The sequence below is a fragment of the Rhizobium sp. BK376 genome, from assembly GCF_004341625.1.
Taxonomy (GTDB): domain Bacteria; phylum Pseudomonadota; class Alphaproteobacteria; order Rhizobiales; family Rhizobiaceae; genus Rhizobium.
Map to the genome: position 1 here is coordinate 456,361 of NZ_SLZG01000003.1, position 18,470 is coordinate 474,830.

Sequence of the window (18,470 nt, forward strand, 5' to 3'; positions counted from 1 at the left end):
GCCCAGTCTTTTGAGCGGTCTAGTGACAATCTGCGGTTAGTTTATCCGTTTTACATGAACGTAATCCGAACGAGCCGGCGCCGAAGCCGGGAAAATGTCATGCGCAATGCGACTTCCTGTCGCTTCAATGGCCCGCTGGAGCGGCGCGATAGGCTTCCCGGCCGGCGACCCAGGTGCGACGCACCGCGGGGACAGCGCCGTCCGGCCAATCGACCAATACGAGATCCGCCCGCTTGCCGACTTCGATCACGCCACGATCGGAAAGCCCCAACGCGCGCGCCGGATTGCCGGAAACGAGCTGCCAGAGCGCATGGAGCGGTGCCACGGCATCGGCCTTGAGCCTCGCCAGGCCGAGCAGCATCGCCGGGTAATAATAGTCCGATGCGAGAATGTCGCAGAGGCCCTCGCGGATCATGTCGGCGGCACCGATCGAAGCGATGTGGCTACCGCCGCGCGTCGCGTTCGGCGCGCCGAAGACGATGAAGTCGCCAGCGTCGCGGGCGGCCTGCGCCACCCTCTTGTTCATCGGGAATTCGCTGATCCGCGCGCCCCGGACGCGGAAGAAATCACGGGTTTCGATCTGGCTGTCGTCATGCGACAACATCGGCGCGTCGACGGCCTGGCCAAGGGCCGCGACTTCCTCGATCGCAGCAGGCACCTGCGACCGGCGCTCCCACATGCTGCGGACGAGCGCGACCATGTCGGATACCGGGATCTTTGCCCGCTTGGCGCGTTCCGTCATCTTCTCCGCAAATGCAGGCGTTTCGGGATCGACCGTCGGGAAGGCCGGATCGAAGTCGAACGGCCGTTCCTGCAACGGTACAGAGGGATGCAGCATCACCATCGATGTATGGTCGTTGAAGGCAATCGACGGCTTGCGCGGACCGGCAAGCGCCTCGCGGATAAGGTCGATAGCCTCGAAGCAGAAGGTTTCCCAGCGCAGCTGCACGCGATTGTCCACGGTCAGCCGCGGGGCCAGCGCGTCGAGCGCGCGGACGATGGCATAACCGTTTTCCACCGACCGAAGCCCCGGCTCCCAGCTCAGCGTCAGGGCGTGGTAGGCGGTCGCAATGCCGTTGGCGGCAAGCTGGCGGTCCGTTTCGAGCAGCGCGGGGGCAACTGGGAGCATGGTGCCGGGACGCGGCATGACCTGCCGTTCGAACGCGTCGCCATGAATATCCACGAAAGCCGGGGCAAGGAGATGGCCACGTCCGTCGACAATATCAGCTCCGTCGCGGGCACCGTCGATCGCTGTGATCCGGCCATTTTCGATGCGAACGGAAGCGGGTTCCAGACGGTCGCCGAACACCACGGTCGCGCCCTCGATGATCACTGCCGAATTGTTCTGCATCTGTCTCGTTCCCGCAAAAAAGAAGAGGCGCAGCAGCCAAGTCCCACGACAGGCTGCGCGCCGCGGGCTGCTTCTACCCAGCCGATATGACAGATTTGAGAAGGTGACGCAGAGGCACGCGCCTTATTTTGATGTTCTACCACCGGCGTGACGGCCAAGCCTTCACCGGCTCACGGACCGGATAGCGATGGCCGTCAGATCACACGATCTCGCACGACAGCCTCGCACGGCAGAAGCCTGTCGACCTCATCGAGTTCCTTGGCGTGATGGGCTCCCCATGCGATGAGTGAATCAAGGATAGGCCGCAAACTTTCGCCAAGCGGGGTGAGCAGGTATTCGATGCCTTGAGAACTGCCGGCAGAAGGCTGTCGGCTCACCATCCCATGTTCCTCGAGCACTCGCAGCTGCTCAATCAGGACTTTCTGGGAAATGCCTGCAATGCGCGTCTCAAGCTCGCAGGTGCGTTGCGGGCCATCCAGCAGTGTGTAAAGCAGAACCGCCTTCCAGCGCCCGGAGATGACACCCAGCGTGCGCTCGACCGGCAAGCCCGGCAGTCTCTTGATGATGTTCATGTGTCACCACTGACCAAAGCGTGTGTAGATTGGGATAGCCGCCAATAGATAAATCTTCGACCGGCAATAACCGAAGGAGTATTTATGGTGAGCCTGTTCGAATCTCAATGGCTGGGCGGTATCGTTCAGCTGAAGAACCGTATCGTCATGCCGCCCATGACCCGCACGCGGACATCCGATGGCGACGTCCCGAATGCATTGATGGCCACTTATTATGGGCAAAGGGCCGGCGCTGGCCTGATTGTCGCTGAGGTAGCCGACGTTGCACCATCCAGCAAAGGCTACGCCAAGACGCCCGGCCTCTATACGGATGCTCAAATACAGGGCTGGCGTCTGGTGACCGATGAAGTGCATCGCAAAGGCGGCACGATATTTTCACAGATATGGCATGTTGGCAGAATGGCGCATCCGTCGCTCATGCCAAACGGCGAAGCCCCTTGGGGCGTGACCGAGCAGCCGGCCGAGAATTCGGATGTGTTTGCCCACGATGCCGAGGGCAAGTTGGGCTACATGCGCGCAGGCAAGCCGCGACGTCTCGAAACGGAAGAAGTATCGGCCCTGGTGGGTACCTTTGCTCAGGCCTTCGCCAACGCGCGCCGTGCCGGTTTCGACGGGGTCGAACTGCATGCAGCCAACGGCTATTTGTTGGAGCAGTTTATGAACTCGGCCCTCAACACGCGCACTGACCGCTACGGAGGCGGTAGCGTGGAGGATCGCACGCGGTTCCTGATGGAAGTTGTCGACGCGGCGGTGCGTGAGCTGGGTCCCGGGCGAGTTGGCGTTCGCCTCTCACCCTTCGGCTATTTCAACTCCATGCCCGAGGACCCTCTCGCCGAGGAGACACTGCTCTACGTTTCCGAGCAACTGGGTCGCCGTGGTGTCGCATACATTCACCTGCTCTACGAACTGATGCCCACGGGCAATATGGAGACTGCCGAGTTCGAAAAGCACCACATCGACCACGCCGTGCTTGCCAAGGTTCGGGCGGCGTTTCCGGGCACAATCATCTGGTGCGGCGGCTTCACCAGCCGCGAGCAGGCTGAGGACGCGCTGGGCACCGGTCTGGTGGACATGATCGCCTTCGGCAGGCCTTATATCGCAAACCCGGATCTCGCCGAGCGTCTTAGGCATGGCTGGCCGTTGGCCGTGGCGGATCGGTCGAGCTACTACACCCGGCGCGGGGAGGTGGGTTTCACGGACTTCCCCGTATATTCGAGCGATAGCGCCGTACAGGGCGCAGCCTGACCGCAGGGATCGTGCGGGCGTTCGGTGCAGGATAACTTTGCCGACGCCTGCTGATCAGCGGTATTTGCTGGCGAATCCCTGCTCTGCTTAGGGGTTCGCACCTTAGCGGCTACCGCCACATGCCCCGCATGCGGGCGCCGACATCGACGCGGACCTGGCGTGCCTGGGCAATCGCAGCGGATTCTGAGCTGACCTTCGGCCAACCGCAGACCTCGAAGAATTGCAGCAGCGTGGCAGGAATGAAGCGGGTGCGTGAGGCGTAGACATGCCGGTCTCCCTGCGCATTCTGCCCGTGGGTGAAGAAACGCTGCGGAGCAACAAGGTGCAGGCTGTCCTTTGCCCGCGTCATCGCGACATAGAGCAGCCGCCTCTCTTCCTCGATCTCGCTGGACGAGCCGACCGCGAGATCGGCCGGGATGCAGCCGTCGACGACGTTGAGCATGAAGACCTTTGTCCATTCCTGGCCCTTGGCGGAATGGATGGTCGAGAGGATGAGGTAGTCCTCGTCGAGCAGCGGAACGCCGGCCTGGTCGCTGGTGGCGTCGGGCGGGTCGAGTGTCAGCTCGGTGAGGAAGCGTTCGCGCGAGGCATAGCCGGCGGCGATCTGCTCCAGCTGGATCAGGTCGGCAAGCCGCGTTGAAGCATCCTCGTGCATGCGCTCCAGATGCGGCTCATACCATTGCCGCACCAGCCCGATTTCCGCCGGCCAGCCGGCCTTGCCACTCTTCACCTCCTGCAGGGTCGAAACGAAGGCAGCCCAGTCGTCGCCCGTGCGTGGTGGAGCGGGAATATCTGACAGAGCCGCAAGCGGGCTCGGCTCTTCGCCCATGCGATCGAGGACGCGCTGGGCTGTCGAGGGGCCTACGCCCGGCAGCAGCTGCATCAGCCGGAAGCCGGCGACGCGGTCGCGCGGGTTCTGGGCAAAGCGCAACGCGGCCAGCATGTCCTTCACATGAGCGCTGTCGAGGAATTTCAAGCCGCCGAATTTGACGAAGGGAATATTGCGGCGAGTGAGCTCCACTTCCAGCGGCCCGCTGTGATGCGATGCGCGGAAAAGCACGGCCTGTTGTTTCAGCCGGATGCCTTCCTCGCGGTGATCGAGCACCATGTCGGCGACATAGCGCGCCTGGTCCGTCTCGTCGCGCACCGTCACCAGTCGTGGCCGCTCGGCCGACTGCCGCTCGGTGCGCAGGTTTTTGGTGAAGCGTTCCGAGGCAAGGTCGATGACGGCATTGGCGGCAGCCAGGATCGGCTGCGTCGAGCGGTAGTTGCGATCGAGCGTCACGACATTGGCCGCAGGCGTGAACGAGGTCGGAAAATCGAGGATGTTGCGCACCGTTGCCGCACGGAACGAATAGATCGACTGCGCGTCGTCACCGACGACGGTCAGGCCCTGGCCATCAGGCTTCAGCGCCATCAGGATCGAGGATTGTAGCCGGTTCGTGTCCTGATACTCATCGACCATGACGTGATCGAAGCGGCCGCCGATATCCTCTGCGATCAGCGGCTCCTGCATCATGTGCGACCAGTAGAGCAGCAGGTCGTCGTAATCGAGAATGTTCTGAGCCTGCTTGGCCTCGACATAGGCGGCGAAGAGATCGCGAAGCTGCTTTTCCCAGGTGGCGCACCAGGGAAAGGCATGGCGCAGGATCTCTTCCAACGCCGCTTCCGAATTGACGGCGCGCGAGTAGATGGCGAGGCACGTTCCCTTCGTGGGGAAACGGCTTTCCGTCTTGGAGAAGCCGAGATCGTGCCGCGCAAGGTTCATGAGATCGGCGCTGTCTTCCCGGTCATGGATGGTAAAGGCGGGGTCGAGACCGATCTGTTCGGCATAGTCGCGCAGCAGCCGCGCTCCGATGCCGTGGAAAGTGCCGCTCCAGGAGAGCGCATCGGCCATGATGCCGGCATTCGGTCCGAGCACCTGTGCACAGATCCGCTCGACGCGCCGTCCCATCTCGGCAGCCGCGCGGCGGGAAAAGGTCATCAGCAGGATGCGGCGTGGATCGGCGCCCTTGAGGATCAGGTGCGCGACGCGGTGGGCGAGCGTATTGGTCTTGCCCGAACCTGCACCGGCGATGACCAGCAGCGGTCCGGCAACATGCTGCCCCTCGATCCCGGTGCCGTGCTCGACAGCCATGCGCTGTTCCGGGTTCAATTTTTCCAGGTAGGCCGCGCTCATCATTTCTCCTGACCGGCTGGATGGTCGACCCCGATGGAAGCCGCAGAAAAGCGAATCAGCCCTTTAGTGCATAGGAATGTTCGACGAATGTTCCAGAATAATCAAAGCTGTCAAGAAGGCCGCGTGGTTTGACGCGGCGCAACAATGGAACGTGAGGGGGAATTACATACGTTTACAACGCGACTTGGACAGGATAGCCTTACATTCCGTTGGACTGTCGACCGCAAGGGACGCTTCCGCATGAACGACACTATCGCAGTTGGACTGCGCCAGCCCGAGGGGCCGGTCGCGCTGCTGGATGGACGTATCGCTTTCGTTGAGCTGGAAGACAGTCGCCGTAGCTTGTCTCTCATTGAAAATGACGGTTCCCTGCGCGAAATCTGTCGCCCGGGTGGCAGACCGTCCGGGCTTGCGGTGGATGGTGACGGCTGCTTCTGGGTGGCCGGCGGCCCTGAAAATTCCGTCGTGAAAATATCGCCCGAAGGCCAGGTTCTGCAGACCATCGAGGGGGCTGCCGACGGCCCGTTTCTTTTTCCCCACGGCCTTGCCTTCGGTCCCGACGGCCTGCTTTACCTGACGGATTCGGGTGTCCGCGTTTCCGACCTTGTGGACGGCACGGATATCAGAGCCGATTTCATCGATGCTTCCTATAATGGCCGTGTCTACCAGATCGATCCGATTGAAGGACGGGTGCTGAGGGTCCTAGCGACGGGCCTCCTGCTCGCTAATGGCATCGCCTTCGATGCGGAAGGGCTGCTGTATTACAGCGAGACGCTGACGGGAAATATCTATCGCCAGATCGTTGGCGGACGGCAGGAAGTATTTGCCCATCTGCTGCAATCGCCAATCACGGATCAGTTGAAGGGGCCATGCGGCATAGCCTTCGACCGCAACGGAATTCTCTATTGCGCCATGTATGGGCAGGGGGAAATTTCGCTAGTCGATCAAAGCGGTAAGATGATTGGTCACATCAGGACCAACGGCGCGCGGCCAGGCAATATCGCTTTTGCGCCTGACGGCAAATACGCCGTCATCACGGAACAGGAGCACGGCGCGATCGAGCGAATTCCTGTACCCCGTCCGGGCTTGCCGTTGCACATGCCTTCCCTGGACTGACACCCGGCGAGAAGCCGGAGGAGCGTGCCCGGATGCCGGGCACGCCATTCTCATCAAACTGCCGTTATTCCGCAGCCGGGATCTGCTTTGTATCCTTCGCAGCCTTGGCCTCGGTCGGCTTTTCGTCGTTTGCCGCGGCGGAATGGCTCGCATGGCGGCGACGCCAGTCACCGAGGAAGAGCAGGATCGGCGCTGCGATGAAGATCGACGACGCGCCGGCAACGAGGATGCCGAAGGCCATCGGGATCGCGAAGCTGGACACGGCACTGCCGCCCCAGATCGCCATCGGCAGCAGCGAGAGGAAGGCCGTCGCGTTGGTATAGAGGCTTCGAGCCAGCGTCTCGTTGATCGACTTGTCGATGATCTCGCGCAGCGGCATCGACTTGTAGAGACGCATGTTTTCACGCATGCGGTCGTAGACGACGACCTTGTCGTTGACCGAATAGCCGACCATCGTCAGCAGGGCGGCGATCGCCGTTAGGTTGAAGTCCAGACCGGTGATGGCGAAGAAGCCAACCAGTTTGGTAACGTCGAGCACCAGCGTCGCGATGGCGCCGACGGCAAACGGCCATTCGAAGCGGAACCAGATGTAGAACAGCATCGCAAAGCTTGCGATGACGACCGACAGGATACCGGCCCAGGCAAGTTCGCCCGAAACCTTCGGACCGATGACATCGGTGCCTTCGACCGTCGCCGTTGGATCGATCTTCGCGACTTCGGCCTTCAGCTTGGTCACTGCAGCCGTCTGGGCTTCTTCACCGCCGTCCTGACGCTGGGCGCGGACGAGGATGCTGTTCTTGTCGCCGAAGGACTGCAGCGTGATCTCGCCGAGGCCGAGCGTGTCCAGGCCCTCGCGGAACTTAGCAAGATCCGCCGCGTCCTGGGTCTTGACCGACATCTGGATGCCGCCGCGGAAGTCGACGCCATAGTTCAGGCCCGGATGGATGAACAGGATGATGGAGGCGATCGACAGGAGCGCCGAGACGCTGACGCCGAAAAAGCGCGCCTTCATGAAGTTGATGTGCTTGTCATAGGGGCTGAAGGGGATCAGCGGCCTGATGTTGAGCACCTTCAGCTTCATGCGGCGGGTGATGCCGATCATCGCGACGCGCACGAAGGCGACCGAGGTGAACATCGAGATGATGAGGCCGAGACCCATTGTCACGGCGAAGCCGCGAACCGGGCCGGAGCCGAAGTAGAACAGGATGCAGGCGGCGATCAGCGCCGTCATGTTGCCGTCGATGATGGTCGAATAGGCCCGGCGGAAGCCGGTATCGATGGCCGCAAAGGCGCTCTTGCCCTTGCGCGTTTCTTCGCGGATGCGTTCGTTGATGAGAACGTTCGCGTCGACTGCCAGACCGATGCCGAGAACGACACCGGCGATGCCAGGCAGCGTCAGCGTCGCACCGACGAGTGTCAGGGCCGAGAAGGTCAGGATCGTGTGGATGAGCAGGGCCACGTTGGCCAGGATGCCCCACGTTCCGTAGAGAACGAAGATGAAGAGGGCGACGAGGACGAAACCGACGATGCCGGAATAGATGCCCATCTTGATCGCATCGCTGCCGAGGTCGGCGCCGACGGTGCGTTCTTCGATGACGGTGAGCTTGGCGGGCAGGGCGCCGGCGCGCAGCAGGGCTGCGAGCGTGGTGGCGCTGTCGGCCGTGAAGCTGCCGGAAATCTGGCCGGAACCGCCGGTGATCGGCTCGCGGATGACAGGCGCGCTCAGCACCTTGTTGTCAAGCACGATGGCGAAGGGCTTGCCGACATTCTGGCGGGTGATCTCGGCAAAGCGGTTCGCACCGGCGCTGTCGAAGCGGAAGGTGACGAGCGGCTCATGCGTATTCGGGTCGAAGCTGACGCGGGCATCCGACAGACGGTCGCCGGAAAGTTCGACGCGGTCGAGCACCGGATAGCTGTTGCCCTTTTCGTCCTTCATGACGGTAACGCCAGGACCCGGATTGTTGAGGTCGCCCGTATCGGCCAGCATGTGGAAGGACATCTTGGCGGTCGAGCCGAGCAGTTCGCGCAGGCGGCTGGGGTCCTGCGTGCCCGGAAGCTGGACGAGGACGCGGTTGCTGCCGATGCGCTGGATGGTCGGTTCGGCGACGCCCACCTGGTCGACGCGCTGGCGAATGACTTCAAGGCTCTGCTGCACGGCGGAATCGACATTGGCGGCAATGCCGGCCGGCGAAAACGCAACGGTCACTGCGCTACCGTTTGGCGTGATCGTCAGGTCGGACTGGCCGGCGCTGAGGCCCGTTGTAACCGGGTTCGCAAGCGTTTTGAGCTGCTCGATGGCAGCATCGCTCTGCGACGGGTCGTTCAGGGTGACGACGATCTGGTCCTTGTTGAGGATGATCGACTTCGTCTGGATGTTCTTCTCGCGCAGGACGCGGCGAGAATCCTGGAGCAGCGTCTGCAGCCGCTCATGGGTCAGATCGTTCTGGTCGACTTCGAGAACGAGGTGGGAACCACCGCGAAGGTCGAGGCCGAGGGAGACCTGGTTATGCGGCAGCCAGGCCGGGATACGGTCTAGCGTCGACTGCGGAAGCACGTTCGGCAGGGCGATGAAGAGGCCAAGCACGATGATCACCGTATAGGTGAGCACCAGCCATGGTGAGGTGCGCATGTTGTTAATCCTTCAATACGCTTGTGCCAGCGATACTGTCGCTGGCGGCGTTGTCTGTCGTCATGTCTGAAATGCGCCGCATGGGGCGCGCACGTAAGCTCAGCCTACGAAAACCGGCGGCGCGCGCGCCAGATAGGCACGCGAGGAAAGGGAGGCCGTCGGGGAGGCATCGGCATAGTCATGGGCTGATGCGGGAAGGTTGAGAAGCGAAAGCGAGGGCGGGGCCGGAAGCAGCGCGGTCGCGCCTTCATGCCACGTTCCCTTCGGCGCTGCGTCGCGTTCGGCGGCAACGATGCCGCGCGCCGTGTCGCGCAGCGACAGATAGAGCGGCTGGGTGCTCTTGCCGGCTGCAAAGGAGCTTGTCTCGGTGTTGAGGGCCGCTCCGAATCCGCCGCCGAGCGCAAAGCCGATATAGGCGAAGAAGGCGACGACGAGCGATGCGATCACCCGCGGCACGGCGCGGGGCGTCTCATGGCTGTCCATCTCTTCGCTATCGGCAAAGCCGGGTTCGAACGGATCCAAGGGTTGAAGCGACCTTATTCTTTTGCGGAAACGGTGACCGGTTCATCCTCCATGATACCAGCCCGTCCCTCATCTTCATAGTGCGGCCTGTCATGATGCACTTGAGCGAGCCGGTCAACCATGCCCATTGCAATTTCTCGCTCGCCCATGATCACGGTATCGGCGCCGTAGCGCTTCAATTCTTCAACCTCTGCGTCGGAATGCGCCCGGGCTACGATCAATATGGAGGGATTGATCGCGCGTGCGCGTTCGGTCACGTGGCATGCCTCGAAGGCATTCGGAATGGCGACCACGAGGCTTCGGGCGGCGGCGATATTGGCATAGGCAAGGACCTCGGCCAGTGCCGCATTGCCCGATATGGCCTCGATGTGGCTATCTCGCAACTCGGCAATCCGCTTGTCCGAATCCTCGACGACGACGAACGGCGTACCCGACGATCTCAGGCTCTGGCCGACGATGCTGCCGACCCGTCCATAGCCGATCAGGACGACATGGCCTGAAAGCGCGGTGGGATGAGGTTCGTCGTCCGTTGCCGCTTCCGCATGAGCAGAAGTGGCCGGCGCACTTTCCGCACCGCTCACGGTATCCGGGGCAGCTTCGGCTTCCGGATCGCGCCGTGCGATGCCTCTCTTCTCGAGACCGTGCTTCAGCTGGTCACAGATGAAGAAGACCAGTGGGTTCAGGATGATCGAAATGATCGCGCCGGCGAGGATCAGGTCGCGACCTTCGGGTGGCAGCAGGCCGAGATCGACGCCCAACGCCGCCAGGATGAAGGAGAATTCGCCGATCTGGGCAAGGCTTGCGGAGATCGTCAGTGCGGTGCTAAGCGGCTTGCGGAAGGCAAGCACGATAACGAAGGCAGCCACCGACTTGCCGATAACGATGATGAAGACCGTTGCAAGCAGCGTCAGCGGATCGTTGACGATGATGTTCGGATCAAACAGCATGCCGACGGAAACGAAGAAGAGCACGGCGAAAGCGTCGCGCAGCGGCAGGCTCTCCTGGGCGGCGCGATGGCTGAGTTCGCTTTCGGCAAGCACCATGCCGGCGAAGAAGGCGCCGAGCGCCAGCGAGACGCCGAAGAGCTTGGATGCGCCGAATGCGACGCCGAGCGCGATCGCCAGTACGCCGAGGCGGAACAGTTCGCGCGACCCGGTATGGGCGATGCGATGCATCGTCCAGGGAATGACGCGGCGACCGAAAACCAGCATCAGCGCGACGAACAGCACCACCTTCAAAAGCGTCATGCCGATGATGCCGCCGATGCCGAGGTCCAGGCCAAGCATCCGGTTGAGAGCTGCCGACAGCGGCTCGACGGCCCCGTGCCCATCGCCTGAAATGCTGGCGGCAGCCGGGATGAGCACCAGCGCCATCACCATGGCAAGGTCTTCGACGATCAGCCAGCCGACGGCGATCTTGCCGCGATCGGTTTCGACGAGGCGTCGTTCTTGCAGCGCTTTCAGCAGGACGACGGTCGAGGCGACCGAGAGCGCCAGGCCGAAGACGAGGCTGCCGCCGGTCGACCAGCCAAGGATCTCGCCGAGACCCCAGCCGAGCAGGGTGGCAAAGGCGATCTGCACGATCGCGCCGGGAACGGCGATACCGCGCACGGAGAGCAGATCCTTCAGCGAGAAATGCAGGCCGACGCCGAACATCAAAAGGATGACGCCGATTTCCGCGAGCTCCGGCGCAAGGTTCTGGTCGGCGACATAACCGGGCGTATGCGGCCCGACCAGCACGCCGGCGATGAGATAGCCGACAAGGGGCGGCAGCTTCAGCCGGTTGGCGATGGCGCCGAAGATGAATGCCAGCACTAGACCGCCAACAATCGTTGAAATCAGAGGCGTGTCATGCGGCATTGAATTCTCCCCGAAGCTTGAGACCGTTCTGACATATGATTTTCGCGGCCCACTTGAAGTGGTGGCCGTTCATTCATTCGGCTGACGCTGTCTCCGAGGGAGGGGCGAGACAGGTCGGTGTTACGCGATAGGCATAGAGTGTCTTGCCGCGCATATAACCGAATTCCGGCTTCCATGTCTTGACCATTTCGTCCGCTCCTGCAGAGCATTCGAACGGCGAGGTCGAGACATATAGGACATTACCGCCCGTATTTGCTGGAAGCGGAAAGTTCTGCTCATAATAGCTTGACGGGAAACCGCCGAGATTGCGGGCATAGATATGATAGGGCTTGCCCTTCAGCGTATAGAAGAGGTCGGCAAGAATATCGCGATCCTGGGCGACGATCGTGTCGAGATGCGCGTCGTTCGCAATACCCGCGATGTCAAGGCTGATCGCGCTGCGGCCCATATAGCGCTTCATCACGAGATCGCCATTGGGCAGCTTCAGGTCTGCGGCAAAGATGGTGAGGATGGGCAGGAGCACCGCCGGAATGCCGTTGATGATGACGGAGGTGACCAGCCCGCGCTTCGTTGCGCGCAGCAACCAGACCGCCAGGATCGTGCCGGCGACATAGGCTGTGACTGCCCAGTTGGCATAGGCCTTGGCGAAGAAGGCCTGCAGGGTGATTAGGACGACCACGGGCATGGATAGCCAGACGAGCAGCGTTTCCCTGTCGTTTGCCTCGCCGCGGATCATCCGCCAGGCGCCCCAGAGCGTGGCAAAGAAGACGATGGGACCGACGACGCCGAATTGCGCCAGGAAGAATTCGATGGCGCCAACGAGATGAAGCGTCGAGCCGCCGCCCTTGCCGCCACTCCAATGCGCAATGCTTTCCGTATGGCGCACGGTCGCAATGTCATGCGTCAGGTTCCACCAGAGGTTCGGTGAGACGACGATCGCGCCGGCGACGGCCGCAATCAGGCAGTCGCGCCAGGATATCCGCGCTGAAGGCATGAGGATCATCGCGACCGCAACGCCGGGCAGCATGAACAGGATCGAATATTTCGTCATGAAGGCGAGGCCGAGGCTGACGCCCAGCAGCAGAGCTTCGATGACGGATGCGCGCTTGTTGAGGCCGAGGAACGCCCATATCGCAATGGCGACGAAAAGGATCTGGATCGTATCCGTAGAGACCAACGTCGACGACAGGGAAACCGCCGGCAGCGTGATGAAGGTCACGCCGACCCAGGCCTCGATCTCCTCCCAGCCGAGGCGGCGGGTGATGCGCATCAGCATCAAGGCTGTCGCCATGTGGAACAGCGGCGCCGAAAGGCGGATCCAGAAGGTCGAGTCCGATCCGGAGATCGCATTGAAGAAGCGGATCACCCAGGCGATGATCGGCGGCTTGGAATAATAGCCAAAATCGAGGTTCTGGCCCCAGAACCAGTATTGTGCCTCATCCAGAAACAGGTCGGTCCTGTTGAAATGGAGCATAACCACACGCCAGAGCGTGACGGAAAACACGATCGCAAGACCAAATCGAAGCGACAGGGTCCTGTTACTTGTGTCGGTATAGGAGAGGCTGGTCATCTGCACTCGATCTGGCGGCGGTTCGATGGTGGCCTTCATAGGCAACTATTGCGCCCGGCGCCAGCCCATCGCCTAGCAGATGGCAAATGTATCGGCACGTCCGCGGCGCGCAGATGAAGCGTGGTTATGAAGGCTTGGTGTCGCCTATTGCGGGAGGAGGTCAGAGAACTCTGAGGACAGCCTTGTCGCGGCTGTCGAGGCGCGCCAGAAACGCAATCGCAAACAGCGTCATGCCGGCGATCAGTGAAGCGCTCATGCCAAGAACAATCATTGCTCTTCCTTAACTGCTTTGTGCATTCTCTTCTTACCGATCTATAGCGCCAAGCTTGCTTGTGACTTGCGGCTATTCTGCAACGGCAAGAATACCGGTCATTAGAAAAAAGCAATTTAATTCAAAAGCGAACGGCGGTGTCGTCTTATTAACCTTCAAGCAAGGAATTAACCATAAACATTGCACTACACGTCGGAATGGGAAGCTGTTGCTCGTTCCCACCAGGCATGAAGCCGCCACCGTCGTACCGGGTAGGTCCGGTATCTATTTCATCAGATAGTTCCAGGAACAGATTTTGGTGAATGAGCGGGCTTTTGCCTGCCGGCGGCAGCGTGTCGCCAGCAGCGTGCGTGTCTCCTTTCGCTATCGTTTTGCTTAAACTGGATAATTTTGTTTCGCCGGGCGTTTTGCGCGGCATTTCGGTGGGGACGGCATTGGCGCAGGATTCGCCATCAGATCAGGCACAGCGGGCGCAGGCAGGCAGCCTTCGCGACCGCTTACGCTTTGCCGGTCTCGATGCCGAGCAGTGCGAGATGGTTCGCCGTCATCGCCCCATGCTGCAGGCGCAGCTGAAGGAAGGCCTGCGCGATCTCTTCCACCGCTTCCAATCCTTTCCGGACGCATCGCGAAATTTTTCGAGCGAACGCCAGGTCGAGCGCCTTCATGATTTGCAGTCCTCCCATTGGGATGTGCTGACCGACGCCCGCTTCGACAGCCTCTATGCCGAGCGGGTGAAGATCCTTTCGGATTCGGAAAGCAAGATGGGCCTCGACCCGCGCTGGCACGTCGCCGGTCATGGTATCGTGCTCGAGCATCTGCTGTCCGGTCTTCTGGAGGAGATGGGCGGTCGTGCGATCCTTCCGGGCACCAAGCGCCGGGCTCGCGAACTTGGCGAACTCATGGCGGCTGTCGTCCGGCTGGTCATGGTCGACGTCGAGATTGCCGTCTCCTTGCGCTTCAATCAGTTGCGCGTCAGTCATCAGCGTGCACTCGCCGAGCAGCGTCAGATGGATCAGGCCGATATCGGTCACATCTTCGGCGATGTGATCCGGGCTCTCGCCGAACGCGATCTGACCGCGCGCGTGACGAACGAAGTGCCGGAGGCCTATTCGGGCCTAGTTGAAACCCTCAACGGCGCGCTCGACGATATCCAGACGGAATTTACCGCTCTCGGCGGACGGGTCCAGGCTGCCGAAGCTGCGACAGGCACTATTGCCCGCGACAGCCGCAACCTTAGCGAAGCATCCACCGATCATTCCCGGCAGCTTCAGGTGTCCGCCAAGCGCCTGGAAGGCCTGGCCCAGCAAGTTCGCGGCAATGCCGTCAGCACGCGTTCCGCTGAAAAAGCCGTCGCCTCGACACGCATCGCTGCCGAACAGAGCGGCCATGTCGTCGGTCAGGCGATCACCGCCATGGCGGATATCGAATCTTCTGCCGAGAAAATCGGCCAGATCATCGGCGTCATCGACGAGATCGCCTTCCAGACCAATCTCCTCGCGCTGAACGCCGGCATCGAGGCAGCGCGCGCCGGCGACTCCGGCCGCGGCTTCGCCGTCGTCGCGCAGGAGGTGAGGGCGCTTGCCCAACGTTCCGCCGATGCCGCCCGCGAAATCAAGACGCTGGTGACGGGCACCAAGGCGCAGGTTGATTCGGGCGTGCAGATGGTCGGCCGCACCCAGGAGGCCATCGGCAGCATCGTGCGCCAGGTGGCCGACATCAACGAGGCCATTTCGGGCATAGCCAGCGCCACCGACGGCCAGGCGGTCGATCTTCAGACCGTGACCGATGACGTGGGCGCCTTGAGCGAGCGCGTGGCAGGCACCAGCACGCTGGCTGCCCGTTCCGGCGAGGGCGCCGATCATCTCCACACGGTCATTCTCGAACTCGGCGAGACGATCCGGGAGTTCCGCATCGCGCGCGAGAAGCAATATGCCAGCGACGGTCCGGCGCAGCGCAGGATAGACACGGTCGCGTCCCTGCCGGCCTTGGAGCGCAATGTTCAGGCACAGATTACCGGCGATGCCGAGGAAATGGATGAATTAGACTTCCCGCTCTACTCGGCAGCCGCTGGAGGCGGGCGGAATGTTTACTGATGCACTTTATCTTATGCGTACGCAGGCGCTGGGGCCTGAAACCAACAGACAAGGAATGAAGTAATGGCGAGCAGGAAAGGCGAGAAATCGATCAGTCTGGCTACGGTGCTGGACCTCAATGAGGCCTCGACGCTTCGCAGCAAGTTGATGGGGCTTCGCGGCAGCAATGTCGTGATCGACGCATCAGGCGTCGAGAAGGTCGGGGCTCTGTGCGTTCAGGTCCTCATGGCCGCCGCCAAGACCTGGGATGAAGACAAGCTGTCCTTCACCTTCACGAAGGTATCGGACGCATTTCACAAAACGATGCAGCTGATCGGCATCAATATCGATCATCTGCTTGCCAAGGAGATCCGGCAATGAAGAAGAGAGTGCTTACCGTGGATGATTCACGGACGATCCGTAACATGCTTCTCGTTACGCTCAACAATGCAGGTTTCGAGACCATCCAGGCGGAAGACGGCGTTGAAGGCCTCGAAGTTCTCGAGGAGAGCAATCCTGACGTCATCGTGACCGATATCAACATGCCGCGTCTCGACGGCTTCGGCTTCATCGAGGGCGTTCGCCGCAACGACAAGTATCGCGCGATCCCGATCCTGGTCCTGACCACGGAGAGCGATGCCGAGAAGAAGAACCGCGCGCGCCAGGCTGGTGCGACCGGCTGGATCGTCAAGCCCTTCGACCCGGCCAAATTGATCGATGCCATCGAGCGTGTAACCGCTTAAACAGGATTTTTTCCTATGGATATGAACGAAATCAAAGAGATCTTCTTCCAGGAGTGCGAGGAGCAGCTCGCGGAACTGGAATCCGGTCTCCTGAAAATGAATGACGGAGACCGCGATCCGGAAACCGTCAATGCCGTGTTCCGTGCCGTTCATTCCATCAAGGGTGGAGCTGGTGCATTCGGTCTGGATGATCTGGTCTCTTTTGCCCATGTCTTCGAGACCACTCTCGATTGCGTTCGTTCCAATAAGCTTGAGCCGACCCAGGATGTCCTGAAGGTCATGCTCAAGGCTGCCGATGTGCTTGCCGACCTGACAAACGCTGCCCGTGATGGCGGCAGCGTCGATGAGTCGAGAAGCCGCGGCCTGGTCAAGGAACTCGAGGCACTCGCCCATGGCGAAATGCCCGCTCCCTCGGCCCATGCAGAAGCGCCTGCACCCAAGCCTGCCGCCGCTCCGAAGCCTGCCGCCGCTCCCAAGGCTGCAGCGCCGGCACCCGTGGTCGTAAAGGCAGCGCCCGCTCCGACAGACGATAGCGGCTTCCAGCCGATACCTTTCACCTTCGATGAATTCGACGGTGCCGAGGACGTTCATCCCGAGCTTCCGCAGTTCGAAATCAGCTTCAAGCCGCGCGCCGATCTCTATTCGAAGGGCAATGACGCCACTCTGCTGCTGCGCGATCTCTCGCGCCTAGGCGAGATGAGCATTCGCTGCGACATGGATGCCCTGCCTGGCCTCGACCAGCTGGATCCGGAAGCGGCCTATTTCAAGTGGGCGATTTCCATCAAGACCGACAAGGGCGAAGACGCTATCCGAACCGTCTTCGAATTTGCGGAATGGGATTGCGAACTCGAGATCCATCCGGCCGAGGACGTGATCAGCGATGACAGCGGTAACGACGAGCTGCCGATGATCCCGGTTCCGTTCGATCTCTCCGCATTGGACGACGAGCCCGCGCCGGCCGAGGCCGCCGATGAGCCGAAGACGAGAAGCGATGCGGCAGAAGCCGTCGCAGCAGCGGAAACAGCAAGCAATGTCACGCAGCTTGCCGCCGCTGCCTCCCGTGCCGAAAAGAAAGAGCCGAGCGCAGCCGCCGCTGCTGCCGCCGCACAGAACAATGCCGCCGCCAACAGCGCCGGCCAGACGATCCGCGTCGATCTCGATCGCGTCGACCGCCTGATCAACCTCGTCGGCGAGCTTGTTATCAACCAGGCGATGCTCTCGCAGAGCGTCATCGAGAACGACACGACCGGTACCTCATCGATCAACATGGGTCTCGAGGAGCTGCAGCAGCTCACCCGCGAGATCCAGGACTCGGTCATGGCCATCCGCGCACAGCCTGTGAAGCCCGTCTTCCAGCGCATGTCGCGTATCGTTCGCGAAATCGCCGACATGACGGGCAAGTCGATCCGCCTCATCACCGAAGGTGAAAACACCGAAGTCGACAAGACGGTCATCGACAAGCTGGCCGAGCCGCTGACCCACATGATCCGCAACGCTGTCGACCACGGCGTTGAGAGCCCGGAAAAACGCACCGCGCTCGGCAAGAATCCCGAAGGTACGGTTCGCCTCACGGCAAAGCATCGTTCCGGCCGCATTCTGATCGAACTTGCCGACGACGGCGCCGGCATCAACCGCGAAAAGGTCCGGCAGAAGGCGATCGACAACGACCTGATCCCTGCCGACGCCAACCTGACGGACGAAGAAATCGACAACCTGATCTTCCTGCCGGGCTTCTCCACCGCCGACAAGATCTCCGATATTTCCGGCCGCGGTGTCGGCATGGACGTCGTCAAGCGCTCGATCCAGGCACTCGGCGGCCGTATCAACATCACCTCGAAGCCGGGCCAGGGTTCCGTCTTCACGATGAGCCTGCCGCTGACGCTCGCTGTTCTCGACGGCATGGTGGTAACGGTTGCCGGCCAGACGCTGGTCGTGCCCTTGACCGCGATCGTGGAAACTCTCCAGCCGGAAGCCGCTGCGATCCATTCCTTCGGCGCAAACCATCGCCTGATCTCGATCCGCAATTCCTTCTGCCCGCTGGTCGATGTCGGCCGGATCCTGAATTTCCGCGCCACCCAGGCCAACCCTGTCGAAGGTGTGGCGCTCCTGGTGGAATCGGAAGGCGGCGGTCAGCGCGCTCTGATGGTTGATGCCATCCAGGGCCAGCGCCAGGTCGTCATCAAGAGCCTCGAAGCGAACTACACCCACGTTCCGGGCATCGCTGCTGCAACCATTCTCGGCGACGGGCGTGTGGCGCTCATCCTCGACGTGGACGCGGTTGTCGCTGCCTCGCGCGGTCAGTCGCTGAAGGCCGAAATGTCTTACGCAGCAGCGGGATAAG

Annotated in this window: 13 protein-coding genes; 6 read left to right on the forward strand and 7 right to left on the reverse strand. The window is 61.5% G+C overall.

Going from position 1 to position 18,470, the window contains the following annotated elements; genetic code table 11:
- Positions 1 to 124: 124 nt before the first annotated feature.
- Both EV561_RS10630 and EV561_RS10635 read right to left on the reverse strand, forming a co-directional pair.
- A complete protein-coding gene (locus tag EV561_RS10630; protein ID WP_132521081.1) occupies positions 125 to 1,351 on the reverse strand; it encodes an alpha-D-ribose 1-methylphosphonate 5-triphosphate diphosphatase in 1,227 nt (408 codons plus the stop codon).
- A 194-nt stretch (positions 1,352 to 1,545) separates the two neighbouring features.
- A complete protein-coding gene (locus EV561_RS10635; RefSeq protein WP_132521083.1) occupies positions 1,546 to 1,923 on the reverse strand; it encodes a helix-turn-helix domain-containing protein in 378 nt (125 codons plus the stop codon).
- A gap of 84 nt (positions 1,924 to 2,007) precedes the next feature.
- Here EV561_RS10635 and EV561_RS10640 point away from each other — a divergent pair, with 84 nt between their 5' ends.
- Entirely contained in the window at positions 2,008 to 3,168 is a 1,161-nt protein-coding gene (locus EV561_RS10640) for an alkene reductase (protein ID WP_132521085.1), read from the forward strand.
- Positions 3,169 to 3,277: 109 nt separating this feature from the next.
- Here EV561_RS10640 and EV561_RS10645 read toward each other — a convergent pair whose 3' ends face one another.
- Entirely contained in the window at positions 3,278 to 5,347 is a 2,070-nt protein-coding gene (locus EV561_RS10645) for an ATP-dependent helicase (RefSeq protein WP_132521087.1), read from the reverse strand.
- 240 nt (positions 5,348 to 5,587) lie between these two features.
- Here EV561_RS10645 and EV561_RS10650 point away from each other — a divergent pair, with 240 nt between their 5' ends.
- On the forward strand, positions 5,588 to 6,463 hold the full coding sequence (locus EV561_RS10650; RefSeq protein WP_132521089.1) for an SMP-30/gluconolactonase/LRE family protein: 876 nt from the start codon (positions 5,588 to 5,590) through the stop codon (positions 6,461 to 6,463).
- A 64-nt stretch (positions 6,464 to 6,527) separates the two neighbouring features.
- Here EV561_RS10650 and secD read toward each other — a convergent pair whose 3' ends face one another.
- From secD to EV561_RS10670, 4 genes are all read right to left on the reverse strand, one after another.
- Positions 6,528 to 9,092, reverse strand: a complete 2,565-nt coding sequence (secD, locus tag EV561_RS10655; protein ID WP_132521091.1) for a protein translocase subunit SecD — start codon at positions 9,090 to 9,092, stop codon at positions 6,528 to 6,530.
- Between the two features lie 99 nt (positions 9,093 to 9,191).
- Positions 9,192 to 9,614 carry a hypothetical protein gene (locus EV561_RS10660; RefSeq protein ID WP_132521093.1) on the reverse strand — a complete coding sequence of 141 codons (423 nt, stop codon included), beginning with the start codon at positions 9,612 to 9,614 and terminating at the stop codon, positions 9,192 to 9,194.
- A 14-nt stretch (positions 9,615 to 9,628) separates the two neighbouring features.
- Positions 9,629 to 11,473: a cation:proton antiporter gene (locus tag EV561_RS10665; protein WP_132521095.1), complete on the reverse strand. Its 1,845-nt coding sequence runs from the start codon at positions 11,471 to 11,473 to the stop codon at positions 9,629 to 9,631.
- A 73-nt stretch (positions 11,474 to 11,546) separates the two neighbouring features.
- On the reverse strand, positions 11,547 to 13,004 hold the full coding sequence (locus tag EV561_RS10670) for a glycosyltransferase family 39 protein (RefSeq protein WP_207910519.1): 1,458 nt from the start codon (positions 13,002 to 13,004) through the stop codon (positions 11,547 to 11,549).
- A gap of 744 nt (positions 13,005 to 13,748) precedes the next feature.
- On the opposite strand from EV561_RS10670, the gene EV561_RS10675 reads away from it, so the two are divergent.
- From EV561_RS10675 to EV561_RS10690, 4 genes are all read left to right on the forward strand, one after another.
- Complete coding sequence (locus EV561_RS10675; protein WP_132521099.1) at positions 13,749 to 15,407, forward strand: globin-coupled sensor protein; 1,659 nt, start codon at positions 13,749 to 13,751, stop codon at positions 15,405 to 15,407.
- A 63-nt stretch (positions 15,408 to 15,470) separates the two neighbouring features.
- Positions 15,471 to 15,767, forward strand: coding sequence for an STAS domain-containing protein (locus EV561_RS10680; protein WP_132521101.1), 297 nt, complete (start codon positions 15,471 to 15,473; stop codon positions 15,765 to 15,767).
- Complete coding sequence (gene cheY1 / locus EV561_RS10685) at positions 15,764 to 16,129, forward strand: chemotaxis response regulator CheY1 (RefSeq protein WP_132521103.1); 366 nt, start codon at positions 15,764 to 15,766, stop codon at positions 16,127 to 16,129. The genes EV561_RS10680 and cheY1 overlap by 4 nt, the downstream gene beginning before the upstream one ends.
- Positions 16,130 to 16,144: 15 nt before the next feature.
- Entirely contained in the window at positions 16,145 to 18,469 is a 2,325-nt protein-coding gene (locus EV561_RS10690; protein ID WP_132521105.1) for a chemotaxis protein CheA, read from the forward strand.
- Position 18,470 lies beyond the last annotated feature (1 nt).